This window comes from Sphingopyxis sp. (assembly GCF_034380315.1).
Classification (GTDB): Bacteria; Pseudomonadota; Alphaproteobacteria; order Sphingomonadales; family Sphingomonadaceae; genus Sphingopyxis.
On sequence record NZ_JAXMPB010000004.1, the window covers coordinates 385,408 to 410,685 of the forward strand.

At 65.4% G+C, this 25,278-nt stretch carries 22 protein-coding genes; 10 read left to right on the forward strand and 12 right to left on the reverse strand.

The annotated features are described in order from the left end of the window. Positions 1-35: 35 nt before the first annotated feature. Both U0S50_RS10085 and gyrB read right to left on the reverse strand, forming a co-directional pair. Entirely contained in the window at positions 36-434 is a 399-nt protein-coding gene (locus U0S50_RS10085) for a septal ring lytic transglycosylase RlpA family protein (protein ID WP_322308638.1), read from the reverse strand. A 137-nt stretch (positions 435-571) separates the two neighbouring features. Beyond that, a complete protein-coding gene (gene gyrB, locus U0S50_RS10090; protein WP_322308639.1) occupies positions 572-3,124 on the reverse strand; it encodes a DNA topoisomerase (ATP-hydrolyzing) subunit B in 2,553 nt (850 codons plus the stop codon). A gap of 50 nt (positions 3,125-3,174) precedes the next feature. Here gyrB and U0S50_RS10095 point away from each other — a divergent pair, with 50 nt between their 5' ends. Beyond that, positions 3,175-3,666 carry a hypothetical protein gene (locus U0S50_RS10095; RefSeq protein WP_322308640.1) on the forward strand — a complete coding sequence of 164 codons (492 nt, stop codon included), beginning with the start codon at positions 3,175-3,177 and terminating at the stop codon, positions 3,664-3,666. 331 nt (positions 3,667-3,997) lie between these two features. Here the strand turns inward: U0S50_RS10095 and U0S50_RS10100 are convergent, their stop codons facing one another. The 8 genes from U0S50_RS10100 to U0S50_RS10135 form a co-directional block, all read right to left on the reverse strand. Continuing rightward, entirely contained in the window at positions 3,998-4,504 is a 507-nt protein-coding gene (locus U0S50_RS10100; protein WP_322308641.1) for a hypothetical protein, read from the reverse strand. A 3-nt stretch (positions 4,505-4,507) separates the two neighbouring features. Next, positions 4,508-5,203 carry a nitroreductase gene (locus U0S50_RS10105; protein WP_322308642.1) on the reverse strand — a complete coding sequence of 232 codons (696 nt, stop codon included), beginning with the start codon at positions 5,201-5,203 and terminating at the stop codon, positions 4,508-4,510. Beyond that, positions 5,190-6,059, reverse strand: coding sequence for an RDD family protein (locus tag U0S50_RS10110; protein WP_322308643.1), 870 nt, complete (start codon positions 6,057-6,059; stop codon positions 5,190-5,192). The genes U0S50_RS10105 and U0S50_RS10110 overlap by 14 nt, the downstream gene beginning before the upstream one ends. After that, entirely contained in the window at positions 6,056-7,096 is a 1,041-nt protein-coding gene (locus U0S50_RS10115) for a stage II sporulation protein M (protein WP_322308644.1), read from the reverse strand. The genes U0S50_RS10110 and U0S50_RS10115 overlap by 4 nt, the downstream gene beginning before the upstream one ends. Continuing rightward, the gene (locus tag U0S50_RS10120; protein WP_322308645.1) at positions 7,093-8,415 is read right to left on the reverse strand and encodes a DUF58 domain-containing protein; all 1,323 of its coding nucleotides are present in this window, start codon (positions 8,413-8,415) and stop codon (positions 7,093-7,095) included. Before U0S50_RS10120 ends, U0S50_RS10115 begins: the two co-directional genes overlap by 4 nt. 79 nt (positions 8,416-8,494) lie before the next feature. Beyond that, a complete protein-coding gene (locus tag U0S50_RS10125) occupies positions 8,495-9,460 on the reverse strand; it encodes a MoxR family ATPase (protein WP_322308646.1) in 966 nt (321 codons plus the stop codon). Next, positions 9,447-10,685, reverse strand: a complete 1,239-nt coding sequence (locus U0S50_RS10130) for a DUF4350 domain-containing protein (protein ID WP_322308647.1) — start codon at positions 10,683-10,685, stop codon at positions 9,447-9,449. Before U0S50_RS10130 ends, U0S50_RS10125 begins: the two co-directional genes overlap by 14 nt. Beyond that, positions 10,682-11,374 (reverse strand): DUF4129 domain-containing protein, encoded by a 693-nt coding sequence (locus U0S50_RS10135; RefSeq protein ID WP_322308648.1) that lies wholly within the window; start codon positions 11,372-11,374, stop codon positions 10,682-10,684. Before U0S50_RS10135 ends, U0S50_RS10130 begins: the two co-directional genes overlap by 4 nt. Before the next feature lie 169 nt (positions 11,375-11,543). On the opposite strand from U0S50_RS10135, the gene U0S50_RS10140 reads away from it, so the two are divergent. The 8 genes from U0S50_RS10140 to U0S50_RS10175 all read left to right on the forward strand — a co-directional run bounded on the left by U0S50_RS10140 (position 11,544) and on the right by U0S50_RS10175 (position 21,417). Beyond that, the gene (locus U0S50_RS10140) at positions 11,544-13,745 is read left to right on the forward strand and encodes a dehydrogenase E1 component subunit alpha/beta (protein WP_322308649.1); all 2,202 of its coding nucleotides are present in this window, start codon (positions 11,544-11,546) and stop codon (positions 13,743-13,745) included. Beyond that, positions 13,742-14,788: an ACP S-malonyltransferase gene (locus U0S50_RS10145; protein ID WP_322308650.1), complete on the forward strand. Its 1,047-nt coding sequence runs from the start codon at positions 13,742-13,744 to the stop codon at positions 14,786-14,788. Before U0S50_RS10140 ends, U0S50_RS10145 begins: the two co-directional genes overlap by 4 nt. 506 nt (positions 14,789-15,294) lie before the next feature. Beyond that, complete coding sequence (locus tag U0S50_RS10150) at positions 15,295-16,020, forward strand: helix-turn-helix domain-containing protein (RefSeq protein WP_322308651.1); 726 nt, start codon at positions 15,295-15,297, stop codon at positions 16,018-16,020. A 108-nt stretch (positions 16,021-16,128) separates the two neighbouring features. After that, complete coding sequence (gene recQ, locus U0S50_RS10155; protein ID WP_322308652.1) at positions 16,129-17,901, forward strand: DNA helicase RecQ; 1,773 nt, start codon at positions 16,129-16,131, stop codon at positions 17,899-17,901. Positions 17,902-17,955: 54 nt separating this feature from the next. Then, complete coding sequence (locus U0S50_RS10160; RefSeq protein WP_322308653.1) at positions 17,956-18,390, forward strand: TIGR01244 family sulfur transferase; 435 nt, start codon at positions 17,956-17,958, stop codon at positions 18,388-18,390. Next, positions 18,387-18,794 carry a hypothetical protein gene (locus U0S50_RS10165; RefSeq protein WP_322308654.1) on the forward strand — a complete coding sequence of 136 codons (408 nt, stop codon included), beginning with the start codon at positions 18,387-18,389 and terminating at the stop codon, positions 18,792-18,794. The genes U0S50_RS10160 and U0S50_RS10165 overlap by 4 nt, the downstream gene beginning before the upstream one ends. Beyond that, the gene (locus U0S50_RS10170) at positions 18,787-19,701 is read left to right on the forward strand and encodes a sterol desaturase family protein (RefSeq protein WP_322308655.1); all 915 of its coding nucleotides are present in this window, start codon (positions 18,787-18,789) and stop codon (positions 19,699-19,701) included. The genes U0S50_RS10165 and U0S50_RS10170 overlap by 8 nt, the downstream gene beginning before the upstream one ends. Positions 19,702-19,830: 129 nt before the next feature. Next, on the forward strand, positions 19,831-21,417 hold the full coding sequence (locus U0S50_RS10175) for a GMC family oxidoreductase (protein ID WP_322308656.1): 1,587 nt from the start codon (positions 19,831-19,833) through the stop codon (positions 21,415-21,417). A 19-nt stretch (positions 21,418-21,436) separates the two neighbouring features. Here the strand turns inward: U0S50_RS10175 and U0S50_RS10180 are convergent, their stop codons facing one another. Next, entirely contained in the window at positions 21,437-21,976 is a 540-nt protein-coding gene (locus tag U0S50_RS10180) for a winged helix-turn-helix transcriptional regulator (RefSeq protein ID WP_322308657.1), read from the reverse strand. Between the two features lie 188 nt (positions 21,977-22,164). Here U0S50_RS10180 and U0S50_RS10185 point away from each other — a divergent pair, with 188 nt between their 5' ends. Next, complete coding sequence (locus tag U0S50_RS10185; protein ID WP_322308658.1) at positions 22,165-22,539, forward strand: VOC family protein; 375 nt, start codon at positions 22,165-22,167, stop codon at positions 22,537-22,539. Positions 22,540-22,851: 312 nt separating this feature from the next. Here the strand turns inward: U0S50_RS10185 and U0S50_RS10190 are convergent, their stop codons facing one another. Then, on the reverse strand, positions 22,852-25,215 hold the full coding sequence (locus U0S50_RS10190; RefSeq protein ID WP_322308659.1) for a TonB-dependent receptor: 2,364 nt from the start codon (positions 25,213-25,215) through the stop codon (positions 22,852-22,854). Positions 25,216-25,278: the final 63 nt, after the last annotated feature.

Sequence of the window (25,278 nt, forward strand, 5' to 3'; positions counted from 1 at the left end):
AGCGAGCGGTTTCCGGCTGTGCCTCGCGGCGCGGGCTATTCGCCTTCTTCCTCGCCGATCAGCGTCATGCTGACCCTGGCGATGCCGCTGCGGTGCATGCCGATCTCGCGCGCCGCGGCATGGCTGACGTCGATGACCCGGCCGCGTCCAAAGGGGCCGCGATCGTTGATGCGCACAACGACGCTCTGGCCGTTCGTCAGGTTGGTCACGCGCACCCGGCTGCCGAAGGGCAGCGTGCGGTGGGCCGCGGTCAGGGCATCGGGATCGAAGCGTTCGCCGTTCGCGGTCCGGTTTCCGGCCAGTTCGCGGCCATAGTAGCTGGCGGTGCCGCTGCCGACTTCGGTTTCGAGGCCGAAGCCATCGCCCAGCGCTTCCTGCGCGGTTGCCGGCAACGCCAGCAGCAATGGCAGAAGAATCGTGAACCCGCGCCGCATATCGGCCTCCCCCGTTGGTCAGAGCCCCGCATTCGGAACTCTTTTCTCAAGGCTGGCGCGGTGAAGCAGCGCCGCCGACGCGGTGCAAGTGGTCGGCGGCGTGCTGGTTTGAATTTGCGTTTAGTCGATTCGGTCGATCAGACGTCCAGATTGGCCACCGACAACGCGTTTGTCTGGATGAAATCGCGGCGCGGTTCGACCTCGTCGCCCATCAGCCGCTCGAAGATTTCGTGCGCGACATCGGCCTGTTCGGCCTCGACGCGCAGCAGCGAGCGGTTGGCGGGGTCGAGTGTGGTTTCCCACAATTGCTCGGCATTCATCTCGCCCAGCCCCTTGTAGCGGCTGATCGCAAGGCCGCGGCGGCTGTGCGCGAAAATCGCGTCGAGCAGCTCGGACGGGCGCGTGACCGACACCGCCTTGGCGTTGGCGGCCACGGGCGCGTCACCCTCTTCGCCGTCGCTGTCGGTTTCGACCGCGGCGCTGCCTGCCTTCACGAGGCGGCCGGGCTGGCCATAGGTGTCGGCCTGTGCCTGCGCGAGCGCATGGAGGCGACGCGCCTCCTGGCTGGCGAGAAAGGCTGTGTCGATCACATGATGATCGCTGACTCCGCGCCAACGGCGTTCGAGCGTATAGCCGCCGCCTTCGACCGCCGCGATCGTCCACAGCGCCTCGCCGCCGCCGGTCAACGCGCGCTCGGCGGCGTTGAGCCATTTGGCGGCGGTTTCGGCAGCGCTGTTGCGTCCCGCCGCGTCGAGCGCGGGATCGAGCGCGCCGGCAAAGGCCAGCGCTTCGACCAGCCGGTGATCGAGCGTACGCGGAACATAGCGCATCAGCGCGCGCAGCTTGCGGCCATGATCGATCAGCGCGCGCAGGTCGTTGCCCGACCGCGCGCCACCGCCGGTTTCAAAGACCAGCGCATCGATTCCGGCGTCGACCAGATAATTTTCGAGCGCCGTATCGTCCTTGAGATACACCTCGCTCCGCCCCTTCGCGACTTTGTAGAGCGGCGGCTGGGCGATATAGAGATGGCCGCTCTCGATGATCTCGGGCATCTGGCGATAGAAAAAGGTGAGCAGCAGGGTGCGGATATGCGCGCCGTCGACGTCGGCGTCGGTCATGATCACGATCTTGTGATAGCGCAGCTTGTCGAGGTTGAATTCGTCACGGATGCCGGTGCCCAGCGCCTGGATCAGCGTGCCGACTTCCTTTGATGAGATGATGCGGTCGAAACGCGCGCGCTCGACGTTCAAAATCTTGCCCTTGAGCGGCAGGATCGCCTGGACGTGGCGGTCGCGGCCCTGCTTTGCCGAGCCGCCCGCCGAATCCCCTTCGACCAGGAAAAGCTCGCATTTCGACGGGTCGCGTTCCTGGCAGTCGGCGAGCTTGCCGGGCAGCGAGGCGATGTCCATCGCGCCCTTGCGCCGCGTTAGCTCGCGGGCCCGTTTCGCGGCTTCACGCGCCGCGGCGGCATCGATAACCTTCTGGATCACCGCCTTGGCATAGGCGGGATTTTCCTCCAGCCATTCGGTCATGCGGTCGGCCATCAGGCTTTCGAGCGGCTGGCGCACCTCGGACGACACCAGCTTGTCCTTGGTCTGGCTGGAAAATTTGGGGTCGGGCAGTTTGACCGAGACGATCGCGGTCAGGCCTTCGCGCATATCCTCGCCGGTCAGGCTGACCTTTTCCTTCTTCAGCAGCCCCGATTTCTCGCCATAGCCGTTGAGCGTGCGGGTCAGTGCGGCGCGGAAGGCGGCGAGGTGGGTGCCGCCATCGCGCTGCGGAATATTGTTCGTGAAGCAGAGGACATTTTCATAATAGCTGTCGTTCCACTCGAGCGCGACGTCGATGCCGATGCCGTCACGCTCGCTGCTGATCGCGATCGGATCGGGCAGCAGGGCATTCTTGTTGCGGTCGAGATATTTGACGAACGCCGCGATCCCGCCTTCGTAAAAGAGGTCGTGGGTTTCATGCTCGGCGTGGCGCGCATCGACCAGCTTGATCCGGACGCCCGAGTTCAAAAAGGCGAGCTCGCGATAGCGATGCTCGAGCTTTTCGAAATCGAACTCGGTGACGTTCTTGAACGTCTCGGTCGATGCCATGAAGGTAACGCGCGTGCCCTTCTTGCCCGTTCCATCGGGATTTTGGGGCGCGGGGCCGTTGACCTTGAGCGGTGCGACCGAATCGCCATGTTCAAAGCGCATCCAATGCTCTTCGCCGTCGCGCCAGATCGTCAGTTCGAGCCATTCGCTGAGCGCGTTGACGACGCTGACGCCGACCCCGTGCAGGCCGCCCGACACCTTGTACGCATTGTCGTCGCTGGTGTTTTCAAATTTCCCGCCGGCGTGGAGCTGGGTCATGATGACCTCCGCCGCCGAAATGCCTTCCTCGGCATGGATGCCGGTCGGAATGCCGCGGCCATTGTCCTCGACGCTGACCGAACCGTCGCTGTTGAGCGTGATCAGCACCAGGTCGCAATGCCCCGCCAGCGCCTCGTCGATCGCATTGTCCGACACCTCGAACACCATATGATGCAGGCCCGACCCGTCATCAGTGTCGCCGATATACATGCCGGGCCGTTTGCGCACCGCATCAAGGCCCTTCAGCACCTTGATCGAATCGGCGCCATAGGCATTGCTGTTCGGCTGTTTCGCGGCGCCTTCGTGCGCGCCGGTGTCGGGGGTGTCTGTCATGCCGATTATATAGGGTCGGCGGCGGTAAAACCCAAGCAAAAATGCGCCCCTTGGCCGCTGCGCGCGAGGCGTTGCGCGGCGTCGCCGCGGCGGCTAGTTTCGTGGTCATGAAACAGCCTTTCGCTTCCTCCCTCGCCGTTCTTGCCCTGATGTCGCTCGCGGCGTGCAGCCAGCCGGCACCGCCCACCGACAATGCCCCCGCCATCGACGGGGAGCCGATCGCAACCCGAGCGGTGATGATCGGCACCGAAGGCCCCAGCCTGCCCGCCTGTTCGAGCATCAGCCGCGTCAAGGATGGCGGCACTGACGTCTATTGGGCCCCGGGAGAAACCCGCGCGGTCAAGGCGCGGCTGGCCGGCGGCGCGCGCGTGTCGCTGTGCGAGGCGGCGGACAATGACGCCTGGTTCGGCGTCGTGTTCGTCGCACCGGGAACCGACCCCGACATGTGCGGAGTGGCCAAGACGGTGCCCAATGCGCGCGAATATCAGGGCCCATGCCGCTGGGGCTGGATCCGCGGCGGGACGGTGCGTCTGGGCGGCTAAAAGCCGCAAATCCCCGCATGAACCATCCAGGTCATGCCCTTTTTGGCCCTTAAGGCGACAAAAGATACGGACGGGCGCGCCCGAATTGTCTCCTTTGTCGCTTTAGGAACGACGCGCGGGGCTGCCCGGGGCTGGCGATGATCGACGATTCAAAGAGCCAAGCGGGAAGGCTGGCACAGGGGATTAATGTAGGAAAGCGTTGATTTCCGTTGAAAGGAAACGACTGTTGTCCGGCCGGAAGTTGACCCATCGATCATTGTCACCCCGGACTTGACCCGAGGTGACGAAAGTGGGGGGCGGCAGCTTCCGGCCCCCAAACCGCCTTCGACAGCTACCCCCTGCAATCCTCGATCACACGTCCGATCTCGGATTGTACCGGCAGCGTCAGTGCGCCGCCGCCTGGCGTTTCGAGGGCGAAGCGGCCGCGGCTGAAGGCGATGCGATCGAGCCGTTGGTCGCGGCTTGGCAGGTTCGCGCTACCCCCGTCGAAGCGAATCCGGTCGGTTCCGGCGCTCGTTCGCAGGCTGACGTCGCCTGCCAGCGTCGCGGTCATGCGGATGCCGCCACTGCTGCATGCCATTGTCAGCAGCGGATCGGCGCTGCCCGTCGGAACGAAGGCCGCCGTGCGGCTGGCCGCGTCATAGCGCCAGGCGCCGCGATCGACGGCGCGATCTTCCCAGCCCGCCGTCGGGGTCGGAAGCGGGGTGGGGGGCGGTGTCGGCGCGACCGGCGGCGGCGGGGGAGGCGGCGGTGTTTCGGGCTGGGGGATTGCCGCACAGCCCGCGACCGCCAGCGTCAGCATTGCCGTCATCGCATAGCGAAACCTGGACTGTGTCATCACTTAAAATCCCTGCCAATCAATCACTTCATCGATACCGGCGCGCGGCACCGGCCATTGGTTCACCGCCGCTTCCGCGTCGGCATGACCGATCGCAAGCCCGGTAAACAAAATCTGCCCATCGTCCAGCCCCAGCGTGCGGCGCACCGTTGCGCCGTACATGGCCCAGCATTCCTGTGGGCAACTGGCGAGCCCCGCTTCGACAAGCAGCAGCATGACCGATTGCAGCCATATGCCCATGTCGGACCATTGCGGCGAACCCATGATGCGCGAGGTATGGAGGAAAAGCATCACCGGTGCGCCGAAACCCCGATAATTGTCCATGAACTGAGCCAGTCGCGCCGGCTTGTCCTCGCGCGGGATGCCGAGCGCCCCGTAAAGCGCTTCGCCGACCCCGAAGCGGCGGCTCTCCCACGGGTCGGTCAATCCCTTGGGGTAGATGTCATATTCGGGCTCATAACCTTCGCGCCCCATTGCGATGCGCGCGGCGACGGCATCCTTCACAGCCTGCCAGCGCGCGCCGGTCACGACCGTCACCTGCCAGGGTTGCAGATTGCCGCCCGATGGCGCGCGCTGTGCCGCGGCGAAAATGTCGCGCAGCCGCGCGGGATCGACCGGCGCATCGGTAAAGGCACGGACGGACCGGCGGATGCGGAGCGCTTCGCGAACCGAAAGCGGCGGGGTGTCAGTCGCTGGCATATTTATCCTCTCGCCGCTTGCCGAACAGCAATTTGCGTTCGAGCCGGGCCTTTAGTTGCGGGTAATAGGACAGGAGGAAGCTTTCGTCCTCTTCGGCCACCGGCCGGCCGATCTTGACGCGGATCGCGTCGGCCACCTCGCGCATCGCGCGGGCGTCGCGGCCGCGCAGCACGCGCTCGAGTTCCTGAAGCTCGAAAATGCCATAGACCGACAATTCGGCGTCGGTGAAGCGGAGCGTCCCGGCGGTCTCGCCGCTGGCCGCAATGTCGCTGTCGAGCTTGGCGCGCTGTGCCATCACGACCCAGGTTCCGGCGATCAGGTCGCCCATCCGCATCCGGTCGCGGTTGAACAGCAGGAACAGGCTGAGCGTCAGCGACCAGGCGACCCCGGCGAGGATCGTCCATCCCGATACCATGTCCTCGGCAGCGCCGAGGCCCAGCATCGTGAGCGGCAGAAAGACTTCGAGTTCGCGGATCAGGTTGCGCGCGACCACCGCATCGGCGGTCAGCCGCCCGCCGTCGCGTGCGACGACGCGAATCCCCATCATGCGCTTGCCGGGGGTCGCGGCGCGCTGTCCCAGCTCGAAGCCGATGAACCAGAAATTGCGCAGCACGAACGCTCCGAGCATCCAGATGCTGATCACGACGCTCGACCGCGACGCGATTCCGGTCCAGATCATCAGCAGGGTAAAGAGGATGAGCGTTACGATGATCAGTCCGGCGTCGATCAGCAACGCGCCCAGCCGCATCGACGAGCTGGCGATCTTCAGTTCCAGATCGACCCCTTCGGGGGTGATGAACTGACGCAATTTCTTGGCACCGGCGGCGCGTTCCCTGGCGCGGGCGGCGGCGGTCATGTCGCGTCCTCGCGCCGGGAGACATAATAATAGCCGAGCCAGAGCAACAGCATCACCGTGCCGATACCATAGCGCAGCGCCGTGTCGGTGATCAGCTGTCGTCCGAATCCTTCGAGAATACCGGCGACGAGCAGCATGATGATGACCCCGACCATCACCTTGCCCGCCGTGCGTCCCGCGTCGGAGGCGGCCTGCAGGCGGCTGCGCGCGCCGGGAAAGACCACCGCGGCGCCGATGCGCAACCCGGCCGCCCCCGACAGCACGGCGGCGAACAATTCGGTGGTGCCGTGGATGAACAGCCAGCCGCCGAAATCGAACCCCAGCCCCTTGGACGCGAAAAGCGCCATCATCGCGCCGAGGCTGATCCCCTGATAATATTCGAGCATCATCGTCGGCACGCCAAAGGCGAAGCCGAGGGCAAAGGACATGATCGACACCCGGCTGTTGTGGGTGAACAAATAGGTCGCAAAGACGTGCAGGCCGCTGGTTTCTTCGTCGCCCGCTGCCTTGCCGTGGCCGAGCGTCGATTGCAGATATTCGGCCGAAGCGCGCGGATCGCGCCCGCCCGCCAGTTCGGCGGGTACGAAATTATAGAACCATTCGGGATTATGCGCGACGAGCGACCAGCTGGTCATCACGCCGAGCAGCATGATGAGCGCGATGATCAGCGTTTCCTTCCACACCGCGCGGACGGCGGCGGGCCAGTCATAGAGGAAAAAGCGCCGCAGCCGGTTGAGCCGCGTCTCGCGTACCCCATAGACGAGGAAGTAGCCGCGCATCGACAAGGCCTCGAGATGGTCGAGCAGCGCCCGGTCGAGGCTGGTCGCGCGCGCGATCGACAACGACGAGAGGGTGGCGCGATAGAGGACGGGCAGTTCGAGCAGCTCCTCGCTCGAAAGCGCCGTGGCGCCGCGTCGTTCAAGCTTGGTGAGCAGCTCGTCGAAGGCGATCCAGTCGGCTTCGCGTTCGGCCCGAAAATGGCTGGTCGAGAAGCTGGGACCAGCGGCCGTGGTCGCGGCGGGCGGCGGCGGGATCACAGGCTGCCTGCCCGTTTGATGCCGAGATAGGCCTCGACCGCCCCCGCGCCCATCGCGTCGGCGGGCACCTCGATGACATCGGCGCCCAGCCGCTGCAGCCGCGCGATCACCAACTGGCGGTCGCGCAGCATCGCGGCGGCGACATTGGCGCGGGTGACGTCGGCGGCGCTTTCGGGGCGTCGGCGTTCTTCGCTTTCCACTTCCTCATCCTTCATCACCACGAACAGCAGCCGGTGCTTTTTTGCGAGCCGCCCGGCGGCGCGGATCATCAGGTCGGCGCTCGTCGCGTCGGTGAATTCGGTGAACAGGATGATCAGCGAACGGCGGTTGAGCTGCGCCGACAGGGTGGTGAGGGCCAGGGTGAAATTGCTTTCGACATGGGCATAGTCGATCAGGCTTGCGGCGCGTTGCAGCGCCGGGAAATCCTGGGTGTGCATATAGGCGGGGGTCATCGCCTGCGGCTGGGCGGCGAAGGAAAACAGGCTGATGCGGTCGCCGAGCTTGAGCCCGACATAGGCGAGCAGCAACGCCGCCGAGACCGCGCGATCGACGCGGGGCATGCCGCCGACGGGCTCGGCCATCGTGCGCCCGCCGTCGATCGCCAACACGACGCGATTGTCCCGTTCGACCCGATATTCCTTGGCGAGCAGCTTGACGTGCCGGGCCGAAGCGTTCCAGTCGATCGCGCGGCGGTCCATCCCCGGGTGATATTCGGCGAGGGCTTCATATTCGGTGCCCTCACCGCGAAACCGTTGCTGGCGCAGGCCAAACCAGCTGTTGCGCTGGAACAGGCGACTGCCCTCCTCGGTCACGGCGCGCAGGCTGGGGACGACGCTGATCGCGCGGTCGATCGCAAAGCGCCGCTGTTTCCAAACCAGCCCGAGCGGCCCTGTCCAGCGAATCCATAGCGCCTCGACCTGTGCCTGCCCCCGCCGCGCTGCAGTGAGCGGAAGGGTGCGTGCAAGCGTCGGCGTTTCGTTGTCGTCGGTCGCCCGCATGTGACCCGCAAGCCGCCCGCCGCGCGCCAGCCGTTCGTCGAGCGACAACGCGATCTCTGCCCGTTCCGGCACGCTGCGTCCGCGTGCAGAGAGCGCCAGTTTAAAAGGATCCCCAACCCCGACCTGATACGGAAAATGCGCATCGAGCGCGAGATGGCGCGGTTGCGCGCCCGCCGCGGCGTCGAGAAGCGCGCACGCCAGAATGACCGCGATCCAGCCGGGAGCGACCAGCCAGAGTTCGGGACGCAAAAGGCCGAGAGCCAGCGCCACCGGGGCGCCCGCGAGCAGCAGAAAAATGGCTCGGCGGGTGGGGTAGATCATTGCGGACCATCCCCGCGACCGCCGCGCGGATCGTTCGCGTCACGGCGGCGGCGCAGCGACGATATTGCGTCGATGCCGTTCAACGCGGCACCTCTTCATGATCCAGCAGCGCGGCGATCACCTGTTCGACGCTGCGCCCTTCGATTTCGGCGGCGGCGGACAGGATGACGCGGTGGCGCAATACGCTGGAGGCGAGGCGCTGGACATCATCGGGGATCACATAATCGCGCCCGTCGAGCGCGGCGGCGGCGCAGGCGGCGCGGGCGAGCAGGGTGGCGGCGCGCGGGCTTGCCCCGCATTCAAGGTCGGCACTTTCGCGCGTCGCGCGGACGAGGCGGACGATATAGTCGACGATCTCGTCGGCGAGCCGGACGGTCGCGATGATGTCGATGGCTTCGCCGATCGTCTGGGCATCGGCGACCTGCGCGACGCCGAAATCGGCGACCGCCGGGCTTTTGAAGCGCCCGCCATGATCGGCGACAATCCGCCGTTCTTCGTCGGCGGCGGGATAATCGACCACCAGTTTGAACAGGAAACGGTCGAGCTGCGCCTCGGGCAGCGGATAGACGCCCTGCTGTTCGATCGGATTCTGGGTGGCCAGCACGGTGAAGCGCGGGCTCATCGCATGCGGTTCGCCGTTGATCGTCACCCGCCGTTCCTGCATCGCTTCCAGCAGCGCGGCCTGGGTCTTGGGCGGGGTGCGGTTGATTTCGTCGGCGAGCAGCAGCTCGGTGAAAATGGGCCCCTTGGTGAGGGTGAAGCTCGAGGTCTGGAAGTTGAACAGGTTCGAACCCAATATGTCGCCTGGCATCAGGTCGGGGGTGAATTGGATGCGTCCGAAATCGAGCCCCACCGCGCGCGCGAAAGCCTGAGCGAGCAGCGTTTTGGCGGTCCCCGGCGGCCCTTCGAGCAGGATATGCCCGCCCGCGAGCAGCGCGACCGTCACCATGCGGGTCAGTTCGTGCTGGCCGAACACCGCCTTGGCGACTTCGGCGTCGATCGCGGCGCCCAACGCGCGCACGCGCTCGATATTATTGGCTGTCACGGAGAAGATCCTTTCTGATGTCGTGCAGCGCCTGCGCGTCTGCCAGAAACTCGTGGGTGTTGCGTGCCAGCCTGAGGCGGCGGGCGAGCGCCGAAAACAGGTCGCCGCCGGGGCGCAGATGGCGGTCGATCCAGGCATCGGTGGCCTCGGCATCGAGGCCGGCGGGGGCGTGCAGCCGCCGCGCGATCGCGCTCCGCTGGCTGTGGACATAGGCGTCGGCGCCATCGAGTTCGCGCCGCGCCTGACGGATCAGATCGGCACTGTTCGTGATCAGCGCCGCTTTCGACACCGGAATGGCGCGTTCGGGGCGCAGCGCTGGGCCGAAGCGCGCCCACGCCTGCCACAATGCGAAAAGCCCCGCCGCGATCAGGCATAGGGTGATGCCGATGAAGGGCGGCACAAAGGCGAAACGCAGCAGCGACCGGCCGCCGCCGAAACCATTGAGGGTCAGGTCGAAGGCCAGCCCTTCGGCGTTGGCATCCTCCGCAACCGCGTCGATCAAGGTCATGGCCGCCGCCGCGCCTTCGCGCGACGCAAAGGCCAGATTGTTGATGAGGTCGGGATCGGCGAGAATATAAAGATCCCGGTCGTGCGTGCGCGCAAGGACCGCGCCGCCGCCGGGCGCTGCGATCAGCGTTTCCAGATCCTCTCCGCTGACCGTGTGGAGGACCGGCGGTAGCGGCAACAAGACCTCGCGCCCGCCGAGGTGGCCGCGTGCACTTTGGCTGCTGCGCTGTGCGGCCGCTGTTTTGACGGTCCCGAAATAGGTGTCCGGCAGCAATCGCGGCGGCGCCGAAATCGGAACGCTGTTACCGACCCATCCCGCCTTGGGGGCTTCACCCGCCATCGGCGGGCTGACCCATTTGGGCAGAACGACCAGCACCGGCGCCCCCTGTTGTGCCGCGAGAAGCTTGGTCATTTCCTCGGGCTTGGTCCGGACGGTGGGGGTCAGGATGACGAGCTGTTGATAATCTTCATATTGCGGCGGTTCGACCTCGCGGCGCAGTTCGACGTCGGCGCCCGCGCGTTCGGCGAGATCGACAATCGCAGCATAGCCCGGTGCGCCCTTTGACAGCGCGTGGCCGCCGCCGTCATTGCCCTTGCTGAGTTGCGGGCCGAGCGCGACGAGCGCCCATAGCGCGATAAAGGCGACCACTCCGATCAGCACGATGCCCGCCATCAATCGCGGGTTGAAGCCATGATCGCTGGCGCCGCGCCCGGTCATGCGCGCACCCAATTTTTCGCGATGGTCAACTCGGCATAGGCGCCCCGGCATTGTTGCCACGCATCGGAGTCGATCGCGCGGCCGCCAAACAGGCTGATTTCGACCGCGCGGGCGATGCGGCTGAAGGCTTCGCGCGCGATGCCCGGCAAATCCTGTGCGGCCGCCAGATCCCGCGAAGTCATTGCGGGGCGTACCAGCCCCGGGCGCCGCCCCTCTATATCCTCGACGCTGCGATAGAGCAGCAGGTGGACGGCTTCGGCAAAGCGCCCCTGGGCCGCCAGCGCATCGGCCTCCGCCAGCAGGGCGCGCGCGGCTCCCGCCTCGGCCTGGCCGGCCTGGTCTTCGCCATCCTGCACCGCCTTGCGGCCGAAGCGCAGATCATCGACCCAGCGCGCAAAGCCCGGAGCGAAGTGATAGAGGATGAACAGCAGCAGGAGGACAGCGGCGATCAGGAGGAGCGGTTTCAGCGCCGGCGCGCTCCATTCGAAAAAATTGCCGATCGAGCGCAGCAACGACATCAGCCATTCGGGCGATTCCGGCGGCGGCGTGGGTGGCGGAAAATGCGTCTGAATTTCGCCGCCAGCCATTGTTTGCGAATAGCCGGGATCGACCAGTTCGGGGTCGATCAGCCACCCCTGGTTCTGGGCAGCGGGCGCGGCCGATGCCTGGGCAAAAAGCACCGACATCATATTGAAATTAAGGCCCCGCCCCATCCAGTCATCGTCGATGAGGGTAGCGCGATGCGATGCGACAAGGCAAGAGATGCTTGCACCGCGCGATGGCGCGTTCTAGCTCGCTCGCGGCCGCGCGATGACAGCGGCCGCAACCGGGCTGTTCCCGGCAATAAGGGAGGACCCGGTGGACGCGGCGCAAGCGGTACATGAAAAATTCCTGGCAGCACTGGCCGATGGCCGATTGGCGCGCCGCGCCGATGCACCGGACCCGGCGACGGCCGCGCTGGCACGCGCCGATGCGGTCGACATTTTCCTGTCGCAGATGACCAGTCGCCAGATGGACCGGCTGTCGCGCACGTTGCAAGCGCGCGGCGAGGGTTTCTATACCATCGGTTCGTCGGGGCACGAGGGCAATGCCGCCGTCGCGGCGGCGCTGCGCGTCACCGACATGGCGTTTTTGCATTATCGTTCGAATGCCTTTCAGCTCCACCGGGCGCGCCAGCTTCCCGGCGGTACGCCCACTTGGGACATGCTGCTGAGCTTTGCGGCGTCGGCCGAGGACCCGATTTCGGGCGGCCGCCACAAGGTGATCGGGTCGAAACCGCTCGCGATTCCGCCGCAAACATCAACGATTGCCTCGCATTTGCCCAAGGCGGTCGGTGCCGCCTTTTCCATCGGGATCGCGCGGCGGCTGGGAATGACCGATTGCCCGCTGCCCGACGATGCCGTGGTGCTGACCAGCTTTGGCGATGCATCGGCGAATCATTCGACCGCGCAGGGGGCCTTCAACACGGCCGGCTGGTCGGCGTTTCAGGGGACGCCGATGCCGCTCATCTTCCTGTGCGAAGATAATGGTATCGGCATTTCGACCCGCACCCCGACCGGGTGGATCGAGGCGCAGTTCCGCCAACGCGCGGGTCTGCACTATATCCAGTGCGACGGCACCGATCTTGTTTCGGCCTATGCCGGCGCGTGCGAAGCCGCCGACTATGCCCGGCGATATCGCAAGCCTGTTTTTCTGCACATGGGGACGGTGCGCCTTTATGGTCATGCCGGGTCGGACGTGCAGGGGGCGTATCTGCCCAAGACGCTGATCGAAGCCGACGAGGCGCGCGATCCGTTGCTGGCCGGGGCGGCGCTGATGGTCGAACAGGGATGGATGAGCGAGGCCGAGATCGCCGACGCCTATGCGGATATCGGTGCGACGCTGGCCCGTCAGGCCGAGGCTGCGATCCGGCGCCCGAAACTGACCACTCCGGCGGCGGTGATGGAGAGCATCGTGCCGCCGAAACGCGACCTGCCGCGGTCCAACACGCCCTCTGCCGAGGCGCGCGCCGCGACCTTCGGCAGCGATGCGGGCGCGATGGACAAGCCGATGCACATGGCACGGCTGCTTTCCTGGGCGCTTGCCGACCTGATGCTCGCGCACCAGGAGATCGTCGTTGCGGGCGAGGACGTGGGGCCGAAGGGCGGCGTCTATAATGTCACCGCCAAGCTGCACCAGCGGTTCGGGTCGGCGCGCGTCATCAACACGCTGCTCGACGAACAGGCGATTCTGGGGTTGGCGATCGGCATGGCGCACAATGGTTTCGTGCCGATGCCCGAAATCCAATTCCTTGCCTATGTCCACAATGCCGAGGACCAGATTCGCGGCGAAGCAGCGACGCTCAGCTTCTTTTCGGACGGCCAGTACACCAATCCGATGGTCATCCGCATCGCGGGACTGGGATATCAAAAGGGTTTCGGCGGTCATTTCCACAATGACAACAGCCTGGCCGTTTTCCGCGATATCCCCGGTGTCATCCTGGCGGTGCCGTCGAATGGGCGCGACGCGGTGCAGATGCTGCGCGAATGCGTGCGGCTGGCGCGGGAAGAGCAGCGCGTCGTCGTCTTTGTCGAACCGATCGCGCTTTACATGACCCGCGACCTGCATGCCGAAGGCGACGGGCTTTGGACCAGCGTTTACGAGGCGCCCGGCGACGGCGACCCGATCCGGCTGGGCGATGTCGGGGTGCATGGTCATGGTACCGACCTTGCCATCGTCACCTATGGCAACGGCTATTATCTCTCGCGCCAGGCGGAAAAGCGGCTCGCCGAAGATGGCGTGAAGGCGCGGGTGATCGACTTGCGCTGGCTCGGTCCGGTCGATGAGGAAAAGCTGGTTGCGGCGGTTGGCGACGCGCAGCGCATCCTGATCGTCGACGAATGCCGTATCACCGGGTCGCAAAGCGAGGCGTTGATGGCGCTGTTCGTCGAGCGCGCGCCCGACAAGAAGCTGGCGCGCATCGCCGCTGACGACAGTTTCATTCCGCTGGGCAAGGCCGCGACCCTGACGCTGCCGAGCCGCGATTCCATCTATGCCGCCGCAAAGGAGCTGCTGGCATGAGCAAGCGCAAGACCGCCATCGTCGTCGCGCCCGGGCGGGGCACCTATGGCAAGGGCGAACTGGGCAGCATCGCGCGGCTGCACGGCGCGCGCTTTGGCGCGCGCATCGCCGATTTTGACGCCCAGCGCCGGACGCGCGGCCAGCCGACGGTCAGCGAACTGGACGGCGCCGAGCGCTTCAGCGTGGCGACGCACATGCGCGGCGATGTCGCCGCGCCGCTGATCTATACCGCCACCGTCCTCGACTGGCTGAGCATCGATCGCGACCGGTTCGATGTCGTCGCGACCCTTGGCAATTCGATGGGATGGTACAGTGCCCTGGCGCTCGGCGGCGCGGTGTCGGTCAGCGACGGCTTTCGCATTGCCAATGCCATGGGGCTCAACAGCCAGACCCACGGCCCTGGCGGACAGATATTGATGCAGGTCGTCGACGAAAATTGGCGGCCGGTGCCGGGGCTGCGCGAGGCCTTGTTCGCGTGCGTCGCCGATATTGCGGCGCGCCCCGGCGTCGGGCTGGCGCTGTCGATCGACCTTGCCGGCATGCTGGTGTTCGCGGGCAATGAGGAGGGGCTTGCCGCGCTGCTCGCCGAGGCGCCCCCGACGCCGGGGCGCGACCCCCTGCGCCTTGCCGGACATGGCCCCTTTCATACCCCGCTGATGTACGGCAGCGCGGACAAGGCGCAAGCCGAATTGCCCGCCAGCCTGTTCGCCGGCCCATCGATCCCGATGGTCGACGGACGTGGCCATATCTGGCGGCGCTTTGCGTCGGACCCGTCGGCCATCTGGGACTATACGTTCGGCCACCAGATACTTGCGCCCTATGATTTTGCGCGGTCGGTCGAGGTCGCGGTCAGGGAGTTCGCCCCCGACGTCATCATTCTGCCCGGGCCCGGCGACACGCTGGGCGGCGCGATCGCCCAGTCGCTGATCGGCATCGGGTGGCAGGGGCTATCGGACAAGGCGAGCTTTGCCGAGCGGCAAAAGGCCGACCCGATTTTGCTGTCGATGGGGCGTCCCGAGCAGCGAGAGCTGGTCGTCGCATAGCGGTCGGGCGGAGGGCGACGGTCTCCTGCCTGCTCTCCCTCTCTCAGGGCATGATGCGCGGTCGCCGGCGGTGCGTTCGGGCATCCCCGCACGATTGTCCCCCGCGCGATTGGCGCGGCTGCGCCCCTTTTGTGCTTCCCCAAATTTGCCCTGTGGCGAAAGGGCGGGCCTTTTCGAATTTTCGGCATGTCAATAATTCTGCACGGCCCGTCCGGCGTGGCGCAACATTCGGCGGGATGGTGCGTTGACCCGCCTCGGGGCGCACCATCATCGGGAGAACGGCGTCCGCAGACCAGAAAGCCGAAATGTACACGTCGCATGATGATGAAGCCCCCGCCGATACGCGCCATGCGCGCCATCGGCGCGATGAGGGGGGCTTGCCCACTGGTTCCGTTGACGAGGCGATGGACGAATGGGGTGCGGATGCGGCGACGTCCGACGCGCCGAGGGATGTTTCGTCGGACGTTAACACCTCGGAAAGGGGTCGCTGCGACTATGCGCCCCTTATGGCTATGCGCGGCACGATAGAGCAGGGTTCGCCCTCCACCGACGAACGGGGCGCCGAGCGCCTGCTTCTCAACCTCGAAGTCGAGGGATCGATCGACTCGGGCGGCGCCACGACGGTGCTGGTCCACAATCTTTCGGTTTCCGGGATGCTGGTCGAAACACGGTCGGACCTGGCGATGGGGCAGCAGATCAAGGTGGGCCTGCCCGAAACCGGCGAGGTTTCAGCGACGATCGTCTGGCGTAGCGAAACGCTGTACGGATGCCGGTTCGACCGGCCGCTGCCGCGGGCGGCGCTGAGCGCCGCGCGATTGCGCAACCCGCTGCCGTCGGATTTCGACCCGGCGCTGGGCGATATTGCGGCCGAGGAAGCGCGCGAGCCGCTGGCGGCCCGTCTGCGCCGCCTGCGCGAGGAGCGCGGCCTCAGTCTTGCGGGGCTCGCCAGCCGTGCTGGCCTGAGCAAGCCAAGCATCTGGGCATGGGAAAGCGGCAAGACAGCGCCGCGTATCCGCAGTCTGCAGGCGATCGCCACGGCGCTGGGCGTGTCCGACGATGAGTTGTTGATGGGGCGCGGTCCCGAAGGCGATTCGACCGGCTTTGCCGACCATGGTGGCGGTGGCGGACCAGGCGCCCCCGCCTTGCAGACGGTGGTTGAAACCAGCCGACGCCGGATCGCGCAGGCGGCCGGGGTCGACGCGGGCCGCGTGAAGGTCACGATCGAACTCTGATCGCGAACTCTGATCGGCCGGCTCGGCAAGCGGGATTGAAGCGCCGCGGGCCGCGCGGTGCCGCCAAGGCTTCCCTCGCCGAAGCAAACTGCCTATCGCGGCGGCACAATGACGACCGACGCGCTGCTCCCGCTCCTGAAATCGACATTCGGTTTTGATGCCTTTCGTGGCCGCCAGGCAGAGGTGGTGGCGCGGGTGATGGCGGGCGCCCGGACGTTGGCGGTGATGCCGACGGGGGCAGGCAAGTCGTTGACCTATCAATTGCCGGCAGTGGCGCTTGGCGGCTGCGTCGTCGTGGTGTCGCCGCTGATCGCCCTGATGCACGATCAGCTGCGCGGTGCGCGCGCGGCGGGCATTCGCGCCGCGTCGCTGACCAGCGTCGATGCCGATTGGGCCGACACGCGCCAAGCCTATCGCGACGGGCAACTCGACCTTCTATATATCGCGCCCGAACGCGCGACGGGCGAGGGCTTTCGGGCGTTGATGGAGGCGCGCGTGCCGGCGCTGTTCGCGATCGACGAGGCGCATTGCGTGTCGGAATGGGGCCATGATTTCCGGCCCGACTATCGCCTGTTGCGCCCGCTGCTCGATGCCTTTCCCGACGTACCGCGCCTGGCGCTGACCGCGACGGCGGATCGCCACACGCGCGACGATATATTGGTTCAGCTCGGCATTCCGGCCGATGGATTGATTCTTGCGGGATTCGACCGGCCAAACATCCGTTATCGCGTCACCCCGCGTGTCAGTCCGGCGCGGCAGCTGACCGATTTCATCGTCGCCAATCCGGGCCCCGGCATCGTTTACTGCCCCACCCGCGACGGGACCGAGCGCATGGCCGAGCGGCTTGCCGCTGCGACCGGTCGCCGGGTCGCGGCCTATCATGCGGGTCTCGATGCCGAGCACCGCGCGCGGGTGCAGCACGACTTTGTCGCGTCGGAGGATGGCATCGTTACCGCGACTGTCGCCTTCGGCATGGGGATCGACAAGCCCGACGTCCGCTTCGTCGCCCATGCCGGCCTGCCCAAATCGATTGAAAGCTATTACCAGGAAACCGGCCGCGGCGGCCGTGACGGCGATCCGGCGGAGGCGCTGATGCTGTGGGGCGCCGAAGACTTCGCGCGCGCGCGTATGCGGCTGTCCGAGCTGCCCGATGCGCGGGTCGCGAGCGAACGGGCGCGGCTCAACGCCCTCGCGGCGCTGGTCGAAACGGTCGAGTGCCGCCGCGCGCTGTTGCTGCGCCATTTTGGCGAAGATCCGCCGCTCCGCTGTGGTAATTGCGACAATTGCATCGACCCGCCTGCCCAACTCGACGTTTCGGTGCTGGCGCAAAAGCTGCTGTCGGCGGTCTATCGCACAGGGCAAAATTATGGCGCCGGGCACGTCGAAGCCGTGCTGACCGGGCGCAGCGATGAACGGATCGAGAGCCGCGGGCATGACAAGCTGTCGGTGTTCGGAATCGTGGCGGGCGACGATGTGCGTTTGCTCAAGCCTCTGGTCCGCAGTCTGGTCGCACGCGAGGCGCTGTCGACCACCGAGCATGGCGGATTGATGCTCGGCCCGGCCGCCCGCCCGGTCCTGAAAGGCGAGGCGCCGGTCATGATCGCCGAACCGCCGCTGCGCCGGACAAGGCGCGGGCCTGAGACCGGTGCCGCGGCGAACCCGATCGGCGATCCGCTGTTCGAGGCGCTGCGCGCGACGCGGCGCGAGTTGGCCGCCGAGGCCGGCGTCCCGCCCTATGTCATCTTTCACGACGCGGTGCTGCGGGCGATGGCGTCGGACCGTCCGGCGACGCGCGCCGCGCTGTCCCGCATCCCCGGCGTCGGCGCCAAGAAGCTCGAGGCATGGGGCGATGCCTTTCTGGATATTATCGGACAATATTGAACGCGCCGCTTTACACGCTTGTCAGCTATCCCCGCCGGCCTATAGATCGCCGATATGAGCGACTTTCGTAATCTTTCATCCGGCTATAGCGTCGCGCCGCAAATCGCCGTCGAGGACATCGCCGCGGCCAAGGCCGCCGGTTTTTCCATGGTCGTCAACAACCGGCCCGACGGTGAAGATCCGTCAGCGCCGCAAGGCGGCGATATCGCCGATGCCTGCGCGGCCGAAGGGCTCGCCTATGCCGCCATCCCGGTGGGGCATGCCGGGTTCAGCCACCCTCAACTCGATTCACTCGACACGTTGCTGGCCGATACCACGGGGCCGATTCTGGCCTATTGCCGATCGGGCACACGCTCGACCCATTTGTGGGCGCTGACCCGCGCACGGGCCGGAGACGATCTCGACGGCCTGTGCAACGCGGCCTCGGCCGCGGGCTATGACCTTTCGGGACTGCGGCCGATGATGGAAGCGCTCGCGGGCAAAGCGTGACGACGGCGTTTCTGATCCAGACCGCAGCATCGGTCGTCGCGGTGCTGTTCCTCGCCTGGCTGGTGAAGGCGATGGGGCTGGGCAGCGATCCGCGGATTGCCGATGCCGACCATGCGATCCGTCTGGCGGAGGAAGCCGAAACCGGGTTCGGCGGCGTCGACGTGGCGCGCGACCGCGCCGGTTTTGCGGCGATCGTCCGCAATGGTGAGGGGCGCATGATGCTGGTCCGCGCGCATGGCAATCATTTCGCCGCGCGCCCGGTCGATCGGCAGATGAGCGCCCGGCTCGACAAGGATTTCCTGACCCTGACCCCGCCCGAGCGAAGTTTCGGCGCGGTGACGCTGCAACTGGGCAAGGAGGCCGGGGTATGGGCGGCGCGGATGCGGGAGATTCCGGGTGGATAAATTGCCTGATCCAGTCACCTATGCGATCCCTGCTTTCCTGCTGCTGCTGATCGCCGAGATGATCGTCTCGTTGCGACGGGACCGAAGCCGCTATCAGGCGCGCGATACGTTGACCTCGCTGATGCTCGGCACCGGCAGCCAGGTTGCCAGCGCGCTCGTCGGCGGGATGGTCGTCGGGGTCGCGGTGTGGCTGCATCATTTTCGCCTGTTCGATATCGGGATCGAATTCCGGACCTGGTGGTGGGCGTGGATCCTCTGCTTTTTTCTCGACGATCTGGCCTATTATGCCTTTCACCGCAGCGCGCATCGCGTCCGCTGGTTCTGGGCAAGCCATGTCATCCACCACAGTTCGCAGCATTACAATCTGTCGACCGCGCTGCGGCAGACCTGGACGGGCTTTTTCAGCCTGGCTTTCATTTTCCGCCTGCCGCTGTTCCTGATCGGCTTTCCGCCCGCGATGGTCTTTTTCTGCGCGGCGCTCAACCTGATCTATCAATTCTGGATTCATACCGAGGCGATTGGACGTTGCCCCAAATGGTTCGAGGCGGTGATGAACACGCCGTCGCACCACCGCGTCCACCATGGCGTCAACCCGCGCTACCTCGACGCCAATTATGCCGGCGTCTTCATCATCTGGGACCGGATGTTCGGCAGCTTCGTTCCCGAGCGCGACGACGAACCGGTGCGTTACGGCATCGTCAAGCAGCTCGGCAGCTTCAGCATCCTCTGGGCCGCAGTGCACGAATGGGTCGGAATCGCGAAGGACGTCTGGTCCGCGCCGTGGAAGCACAAGCTGTCCTATATGTGGCGCGAGCCAGGCTGGAGCCATGACGGCAGCCGGATGACGAGCGACATGATCAAGGAGCGCTGGAAGGCGGGGCAGCCGGACGAAGAGACGGTGGAATAGTTCGCGTGGAGCGGAGGGCATGCTGGGACCGGGCTGCCTTCCACAGCTTCGGTCTTGCCTCCCATCCTAATGACATCCATGTAAGTCCTGAATGACCACCGATCGGGTGGCGAGGGAGAGTGGCGCATCATGGATCAGTTCGACATCATCGTCATCGGCGGCGGCAGCGCGGGAAGCGCAGCGGCGGGACGGCTGGCCGAGGACGGCACGCGCAGCGTGTGCCTGGTCGAGGCGGGTGGGTCGAACGATATCGTCCGTGTAAAGACTCCGGGCTTGATGCCGTTCATCCCCAAGGCGTCGAACTGGCGATATGATACGGTGCCGCAAAAGGGGCTGAACGGGCGGATCGGTTATCAACCGCGCGGGCGCGGGCTGGGCGGGTCGAGCGCGATCAATGCGATGATCTATATCCGCGGAGCCGCCTTTGACTATGATCAGTGGGCCGAACTGGGCGCGACGGGGTGGCGCTATGCCGATGTGCTGCCCTATTTCATGCGGAGCGAAGGCAATGAACGCGGCGGCGATACGTTCCATGGCGCCACCGGCCCGCTGAATGTCATGGACCAGCATTGGCCCAATGTGACGAGCCGCCGCTTTGTCGAGAGCGCCGAGGCGTTGCAACTGCCGCGAACCGACGATTTCAATGGCGCGCGGCAGGAAGGGTTCGGCCTGTATCAGGTGACGCAGAAGGGCGGCGAACGCTGGTCTGCGGCGCGGGCCTTTGTCGAACCGCTTCGCGGTCGGCCCAATTTCGACATTCGTACCGGGGCGCTGGTTGAAAAGATATTGATCGAGGAAGGGCGCGCTGTCGGCGTCGCCATCCGGCGCGGGAACCGGCGCGAAACGCTGCGCGCGCGCGGCGGTGTCATCCTTTCGGCGGGGGCGTTCGGATCGCCGCAGATCCTGATGTTGTCGGGCATTGGTCCGGGCGCGCATCTGGGCGCGATGGGGATCGATGTGATGGTCGATCGCGCCGGGGTCGGCGCCGATCTGCAGGACCATATCGACTATGTGTCGAGTTGGCAGACGCGATCGACCGATCCCTTCGGCGACAGCCTGGCTGGAAGCTGGCGGATGGTGAAGGCGATCTTTGAACATCGGCGCAAGCGCAGCGGCATCATGACGACCTGCTTCGCCGAATCCGGCGGCTTCTGGAAGTCGCACCCCGACTTGCCTGCGCCCGATATCCAATATCATTTCGTTCCCGCGATGCTGGAGGATCATGGGCGCACCAAGGTGAAGGGGCACGGCTTTTCCTGTCATGCCTGCGTGCTGCGGCCCGAAAGCCGGGGCATGGTGACGCTGGCCTCGCCCGACGCCGCGGTGGCGCCCGCCATCGATCCGGGCTTTCTGACCGACCCGCGCGATATGGCGACGCTGCGTGCCGGAGTGCGGATGATGCACCGGATCGTCGCGGCGCCGCCGCTGGCGGACTATGCGGGAGTCGATCGCCATTCGGTCGATCTGGACGATGACACGGCGCTCGACGCGATGATCCGCAGCCGCGCCGACACGGTCTATCACCCGGTCGGCACCTGCCGGATGGGGGGTGACGACGCGGCCGTGGTCGACCCGAGGCTGAAGCTCAACGGCGTCGATGGTTTGTGGGTGGCCGATGCCAGCATCATGCCGCGACTGGTGTCGGGGAACACCAACGCGCCCAGCATCATGATCGGCGAGCGTGCCGCCGACTTTGTGAAGGCAGCGCTTTCCTGACGGCGGTGCGCGCCGGGGGCTATCGGCTCGCGGCGGCGAGAAGGCGCCCGTTATCGGTCAGTGCATAGCGGCTGGCGGGGGGGCGCATATCGACGATCGCGCGCGTCACCAGCCCATGTTTTCCAAGTGCGGTCAGTCCTTGTGACAGGGCGCGGGGGGTCGCGGGGGCGAGCGCGCGCGACAGCGCATTGAACCGGTCCTGGCCGGCATCGATTCCCACGAGCAGCGGCAAGCCCCAGCGTGTCGTGGCGCCGGGTGGCAGGCCGATGGCGATATGCGCATCGCGGATCGACGCCGCGCGCAGGGCGGCCTTTGCGCCCTCGTCGGTCAGCAGATATTCGGGGCGTAGCGGGTGGCCATGACCGGTATTGCGCCTCACCCAGCCGAGCGCGACCGCGGCGTCGAGCGTTCGCGTCAGGCTGTCGCGTGCCATTTCCAGTCGGTTCAGCAGTTCGACGAAGCGCGCGCCGCGATGCGCGGCAAGATCGGCTAGCAACGGCACCAGCCAGCGATGGCTTCCAAGCTTGGCAAGCAGGGGATCGACCGTTCTTGACCGCATAAGAAAGTAACTATACAAACCAGACTATCGATGCAATGTTTTCCGTGGAGAATCGCCGGCCCCGCTTCGTGCCGGTGTCGATTGCTGCGGGCGGCATGGCGCAGCCATGATCGTGGCAGTGCCGTGATCGAGGGGGCGGCGTGCGCCGGGAAGCACGGCAAGGAGCAGCAAGGCAAAGGGAGAGTGGGATGGCGTTACAGATTGAATCCGAACTGACCTGTTCGCTGGGCGTCACCGACATGGCGGCGTCGATCGACTGGTATGAACGGGTGATGCAGTGCAAGCTGCTCTACCGTGTCGACGAGATCGGCTGGTGCGAACTGGCGACCCCGATGGCCGGCGTGAACATCGGGTTGAGCCAGGTCGAATCGGTGGTGCAGGGCGGCGGTGCAACCAATGTGTTCGAGGTTGCGGACATCGATGCGGCCAAGGCCCATCTGGATGCGCTGGAGGTTCGGCAGGATGGAGCGATTCAGCACATTCCGGGCATGGTCCGGCTGCTGAGCTTTTACGACCCCGACGGCAATTGTTTCATGCTTTCGAAATCGGAAATGGCGCGCTGATCCCGCATCTGTTGGGCATGATTCGGGTGCGACGGGCATCGTTCGTGCAGCCCGCGCGATTTTTCTCAATGCACTGAAACAAAAGATTTTTTGATATCTTGCGGTGCGTGACGCAAAAAAAGAGGGCCGGGACTTGCGTCCCGGCCCAGCCTTTCAGGCTCTCCCCTCCTGAAACTGATGACAGGCTGAATGCCATATTAATGTCATGATGAAAAGGGCTAATTTCATGCTGCGCCGCCGCAAAAATGCGGGGGTTGGAGGTCTGCGCAGCGACCTGTGCCCAACCCGCCGCGAGCCCTTTTCAAGCCCCCATCAGAAAGTCTTTCGCGCAGTGATGCCATAGGTGCGCGGCTGGCCGACGCTGAACCCCAAACGGGCGCGCCCACCGCGTTCGCGGTCGAACGACAGCAGCGCGTTTTCGTCGAACACATTGTTGACATAGGCGATCAACGACAGGCCGTTGTCGAAATCGATACCGGCACTGAGGTTGACGAGCTGATAATCGGGAAGTTTCAGGTCCACCGTCGTCGAGGCGTTGGCGGGAGCGTCGCCGAAAGGCAGATTGTGGACAAAGGTGCGCGGGTTGTTTTCCTGGTCGGCGGGCTGGGTATAGCGCGTTCCCACATGCTGGACGGAGGCGGCGACATACATGCTCGCGCGGTCGCCCACCGGCCATTCGTAGCTGCCCGAGGCTGAAAGCTGGAACTTCGGAACCGATGGCAGGCGGTTGCCCTCGCGAATGCCGGTCGCGGTGGTCAACGGCGGCGGAAGTGTGCTGTCAAATTCGGCCTCGATAAAGCTGCCCGACAGATTGAGATCGAGACCGTCGACAGGGGACAGGCCCAGTTCGAATTCGACACCCATGGAGTGCGCCTTGGGCACGTTGAAGACGATACGCGACGAACAGGTGCCGGCGTCGAGCGTGACCTGCAGATTCTTGATGTCGTTATAGAAGCCCGCAGCGTTGAAGGTGAAACCTCGTCCCTGCGACTTCACGCCTAGCTCGTAGTTCCACAGCGTTTCGTCATTATAATCCTGAAAACTGCCGAAGAGTGCGGCGTCGGTCGGCGAGCAAAGCGGCAGGTTCAGCGGGTCATTGACCCCGCCGAGACGGAAGCCCTTCGACGCCTGTGCGTTGACGGTGACATTGTCGGTGACGTCGTAGCTCAGCAACAGACGCGGGCTGAACCCGCTCGATCGTGTCTTGTCCCGGCGATTGTCGCCGTTGGCGAACAGGCCGCCGGTCACGAAGCGGCGCGTTTCGATAAAGTCGTAATAGCGCCCGCCCAGGGTCACGTCGAACGCATCGCTGAGCGAATAGGTGCCTTCGCCGAACACCGCGAGTTGCTTGATCTTATATGGCAGGTCCGCGTTATACGGCGAGTCGCCGGGGAAGCCGTTGGCGACTGCGGCCGACGTGCCAGCACCAAGCGTGGCGTCGGTGACGGCATCATAGCCGGGGGTAGGTAGCCGCTGGCGATAGACGCGGTCGGTGCTCGAGTAAAATCCGCCGAAAACCCATTGGAAGGCTCCGTCATAATCGGATGCGAGCCGAATTTCCTGGGTAAAGCTTTTGAGATCGGTGGTGTCGAGAAGGTTGGAAGGCAGGAGGACGCCCGCATCGGGGAAGCCGAGGTCGACCGATACCGAACCCGTCAATGCGCTGGCGTCGCGGCTGACCAAAATGTCGCGGTTCGTGTAACTTGTCACCGACGTCACCGCGATCCCGTCGAGATCGATATTGATGTTGAGGTCGCCGATCAGCGTTTCATCCTCGAACGCCTCGCGCAGCAGAAGATATTGTTCGCGCTCGTCAAAGGTCACGGCAGGCCGCGTCGTTGTAAAGGAATTGGCGTAGAGGTTGTAGAACTCCTGGCGGTTGAAGCCGTTCGCCTTCACCTTTTGATAGACGATGCGCGGGGTGATGGAGATGGTATCGCTGGGTTCGAAGGTGATGGCGACGCGGCCGCCATAACGCTCGCCGCTGTTCACATCTTCCTTGCCCGCCGGACCGATCGCGTTGATGAAGCCGCCATAGCGCGTGTAATATCCGACGGCGCGCAAGGCTGCGCTGGCGCCCAGCGGCAGGTTGATCGCGCCCTTCAGATGTCCGCCGACATCGTCGCCATCCACCAGGTTCAGATTGGCCTCGACGCTGCCTTCGGTCACGCCGATACGCGGCTGGTTGGTGATGTAGCGGATGGTGCCGCCGACCGACCCCGAGCCGAAGAGCGTGCCTTGCGGTCCGCGCAGCGTTTCGACGCGGTTGAGATCGTAAAGATCGATGTCGGGGGTAAAGAGCGAAAGCGAGATGACGCTTTCGTCCAGATAGACGCCAACCTGTTCCTTGACGCCCGGCTGGTCGCGCACGACCTGCCCTGCCGACACGCCGCGCACCGAGACCTGGCTTTGTCCGGGCCCCAGATTCTGGACCGACAGGCCCGCGACGTTCCGCGACAGATCCTCCAGCGTTACTGCCCCCGACTTCTGGATGTCCTCCGCGGTCTGGGCGTTGATCGAAAAGGGAATATCCTGAAGATTGGCATCGCGCTTGGTCGCCGTCACGATGATGATATTGTCATCCTCTTCGGTCGCGGCCTCCTGCGCAGCGGCGGAGGTCGTAACCGCGAGGGCAAGCGTCGACAGCCCGGCCAGCAGCATGTTGCGAGCGTACATATTATCCTCTCCTGCATGTGCGGAACTATCTTGTTCCGTCACCGAGAGGGTGCGCTTTCCGTA

Excerpts from the sequence above, each read along its gene's own strand:
- U0S50_RS10085 (WP_322308638.1), bottom strand. The coding sequence starts at position 434 with ATGCGGCGCGGGTTCACGATTCTTCTGCCATTGCTGCTGGCGTTGCCG.
- gyrB (WP_322308639.1), bottom strand. The coding sequence starts at position 3,124 with ATGACAGACACCCCCGACACCGGCGCGCACGAAGGCGCCGCGAAACAG.
- U0S50_RS10100 (WP_322308641.1), bottom strand. The coding sequence starts at position 4,504 with ATGACACAGTCCAGGTTTCGCTATGCGATGACGGCAATGCTGACGCTG.
- U0S50_RS10105 (WP_322308642.1), bottom strand. The coding sequence starts at position 5,203 with ATGCCAGCGACTGACACCCCGCCGCTTTCGGTTCGCGAAGCGCTCCGC.
- U0S50_RS10110 (WP_322308643.1), bottom strand. The coding sequence starts at position 6,059 with ATGACCGCCGCCGCCCGCGCCAGGGAACGCGCCGCCGGTGCCAAGAAA.
- U0S50_RS10120 (WP_322308645.1), bottom strand. The coding sequence starts at position 8,415 with ATGATCTACCCCACCCGCCGAGCCATTTTTCTGCTGCTCGCGGGCGCC.
- U0S50_RS10130 (WP_322308647.1), bottom strand. The coding sequence starts at position 10,685 with ATGACCGGGCGCGGCGCCAGCGATCATGGCTTCAACCCGCGATTGATG.
- U0S50_RS10135 (WP_322308648.1), bottom strand. The coding sequence starts at position 11,374 with ATGATGTCGGTGCTTTTTGCCCAGGCATCGGCCGCGCCCGCTGCCCAG.
- U0S50_RS10145 (WP_322308650.1), top strand. The coding sequence starts at position 13,742 with ATGAGCAAGCGCAAGACCGCCATCGTCGTCGCGCCCGGGCGGGGCACC.
- U0S50_RS10150 (WP_322308651.1), top strand. The coding sequence starts at position 15,295 with ATGGCTATGCGCGGCACGATAGAGCAGGGTTCGCCCTCCACCGACGAA.
- recQ (WP_322308652.1), top strand. The coding sequence starts at position 16,129 with ATGACGACCGACGCGCTGCTCCCGCTCCTGAAATCGACATTCGGTTTT.
- U0S50_RS10160 (WP_322308653.1), top strand. The coding sequence starts at position 17,956 with ATGAGCGACTTTCGTAATCTTTCATCCGGCTATAGCGTCGCGCCGCAA.
- U0S50_RS10175 (WP_322308656.1), top strand. The coding sequence starts at position 19,831 with ATGGATCAGTTCGACATCATCGTCATCGGCGGCGGCAGCGCGGGAAGC.
- U0S50_RS10180 (WP_322308657.1), bottom strand. The coding sequence starts at position 21,976 with ATGCGGTCAAGAACGGTCGATCCCCTGCTTGCCAAGCTTGGAAGCCAT.
- U0S50_RS10185 (WP_322308658.1), top strand. The coding sequence starts at position 22,165 with ATGGCGTTACAGATTGAATCCGAACTGACCTGTTCGCTGGGCGTCACC.
- U0S50_RS10190 (WP_322308659.1), bottom strand. The coding sequence starts at position 25,215 with ATGTACGCTCGCAACATGCTGCTGGCCGGGCTGTCGACGCTTGCCCTC.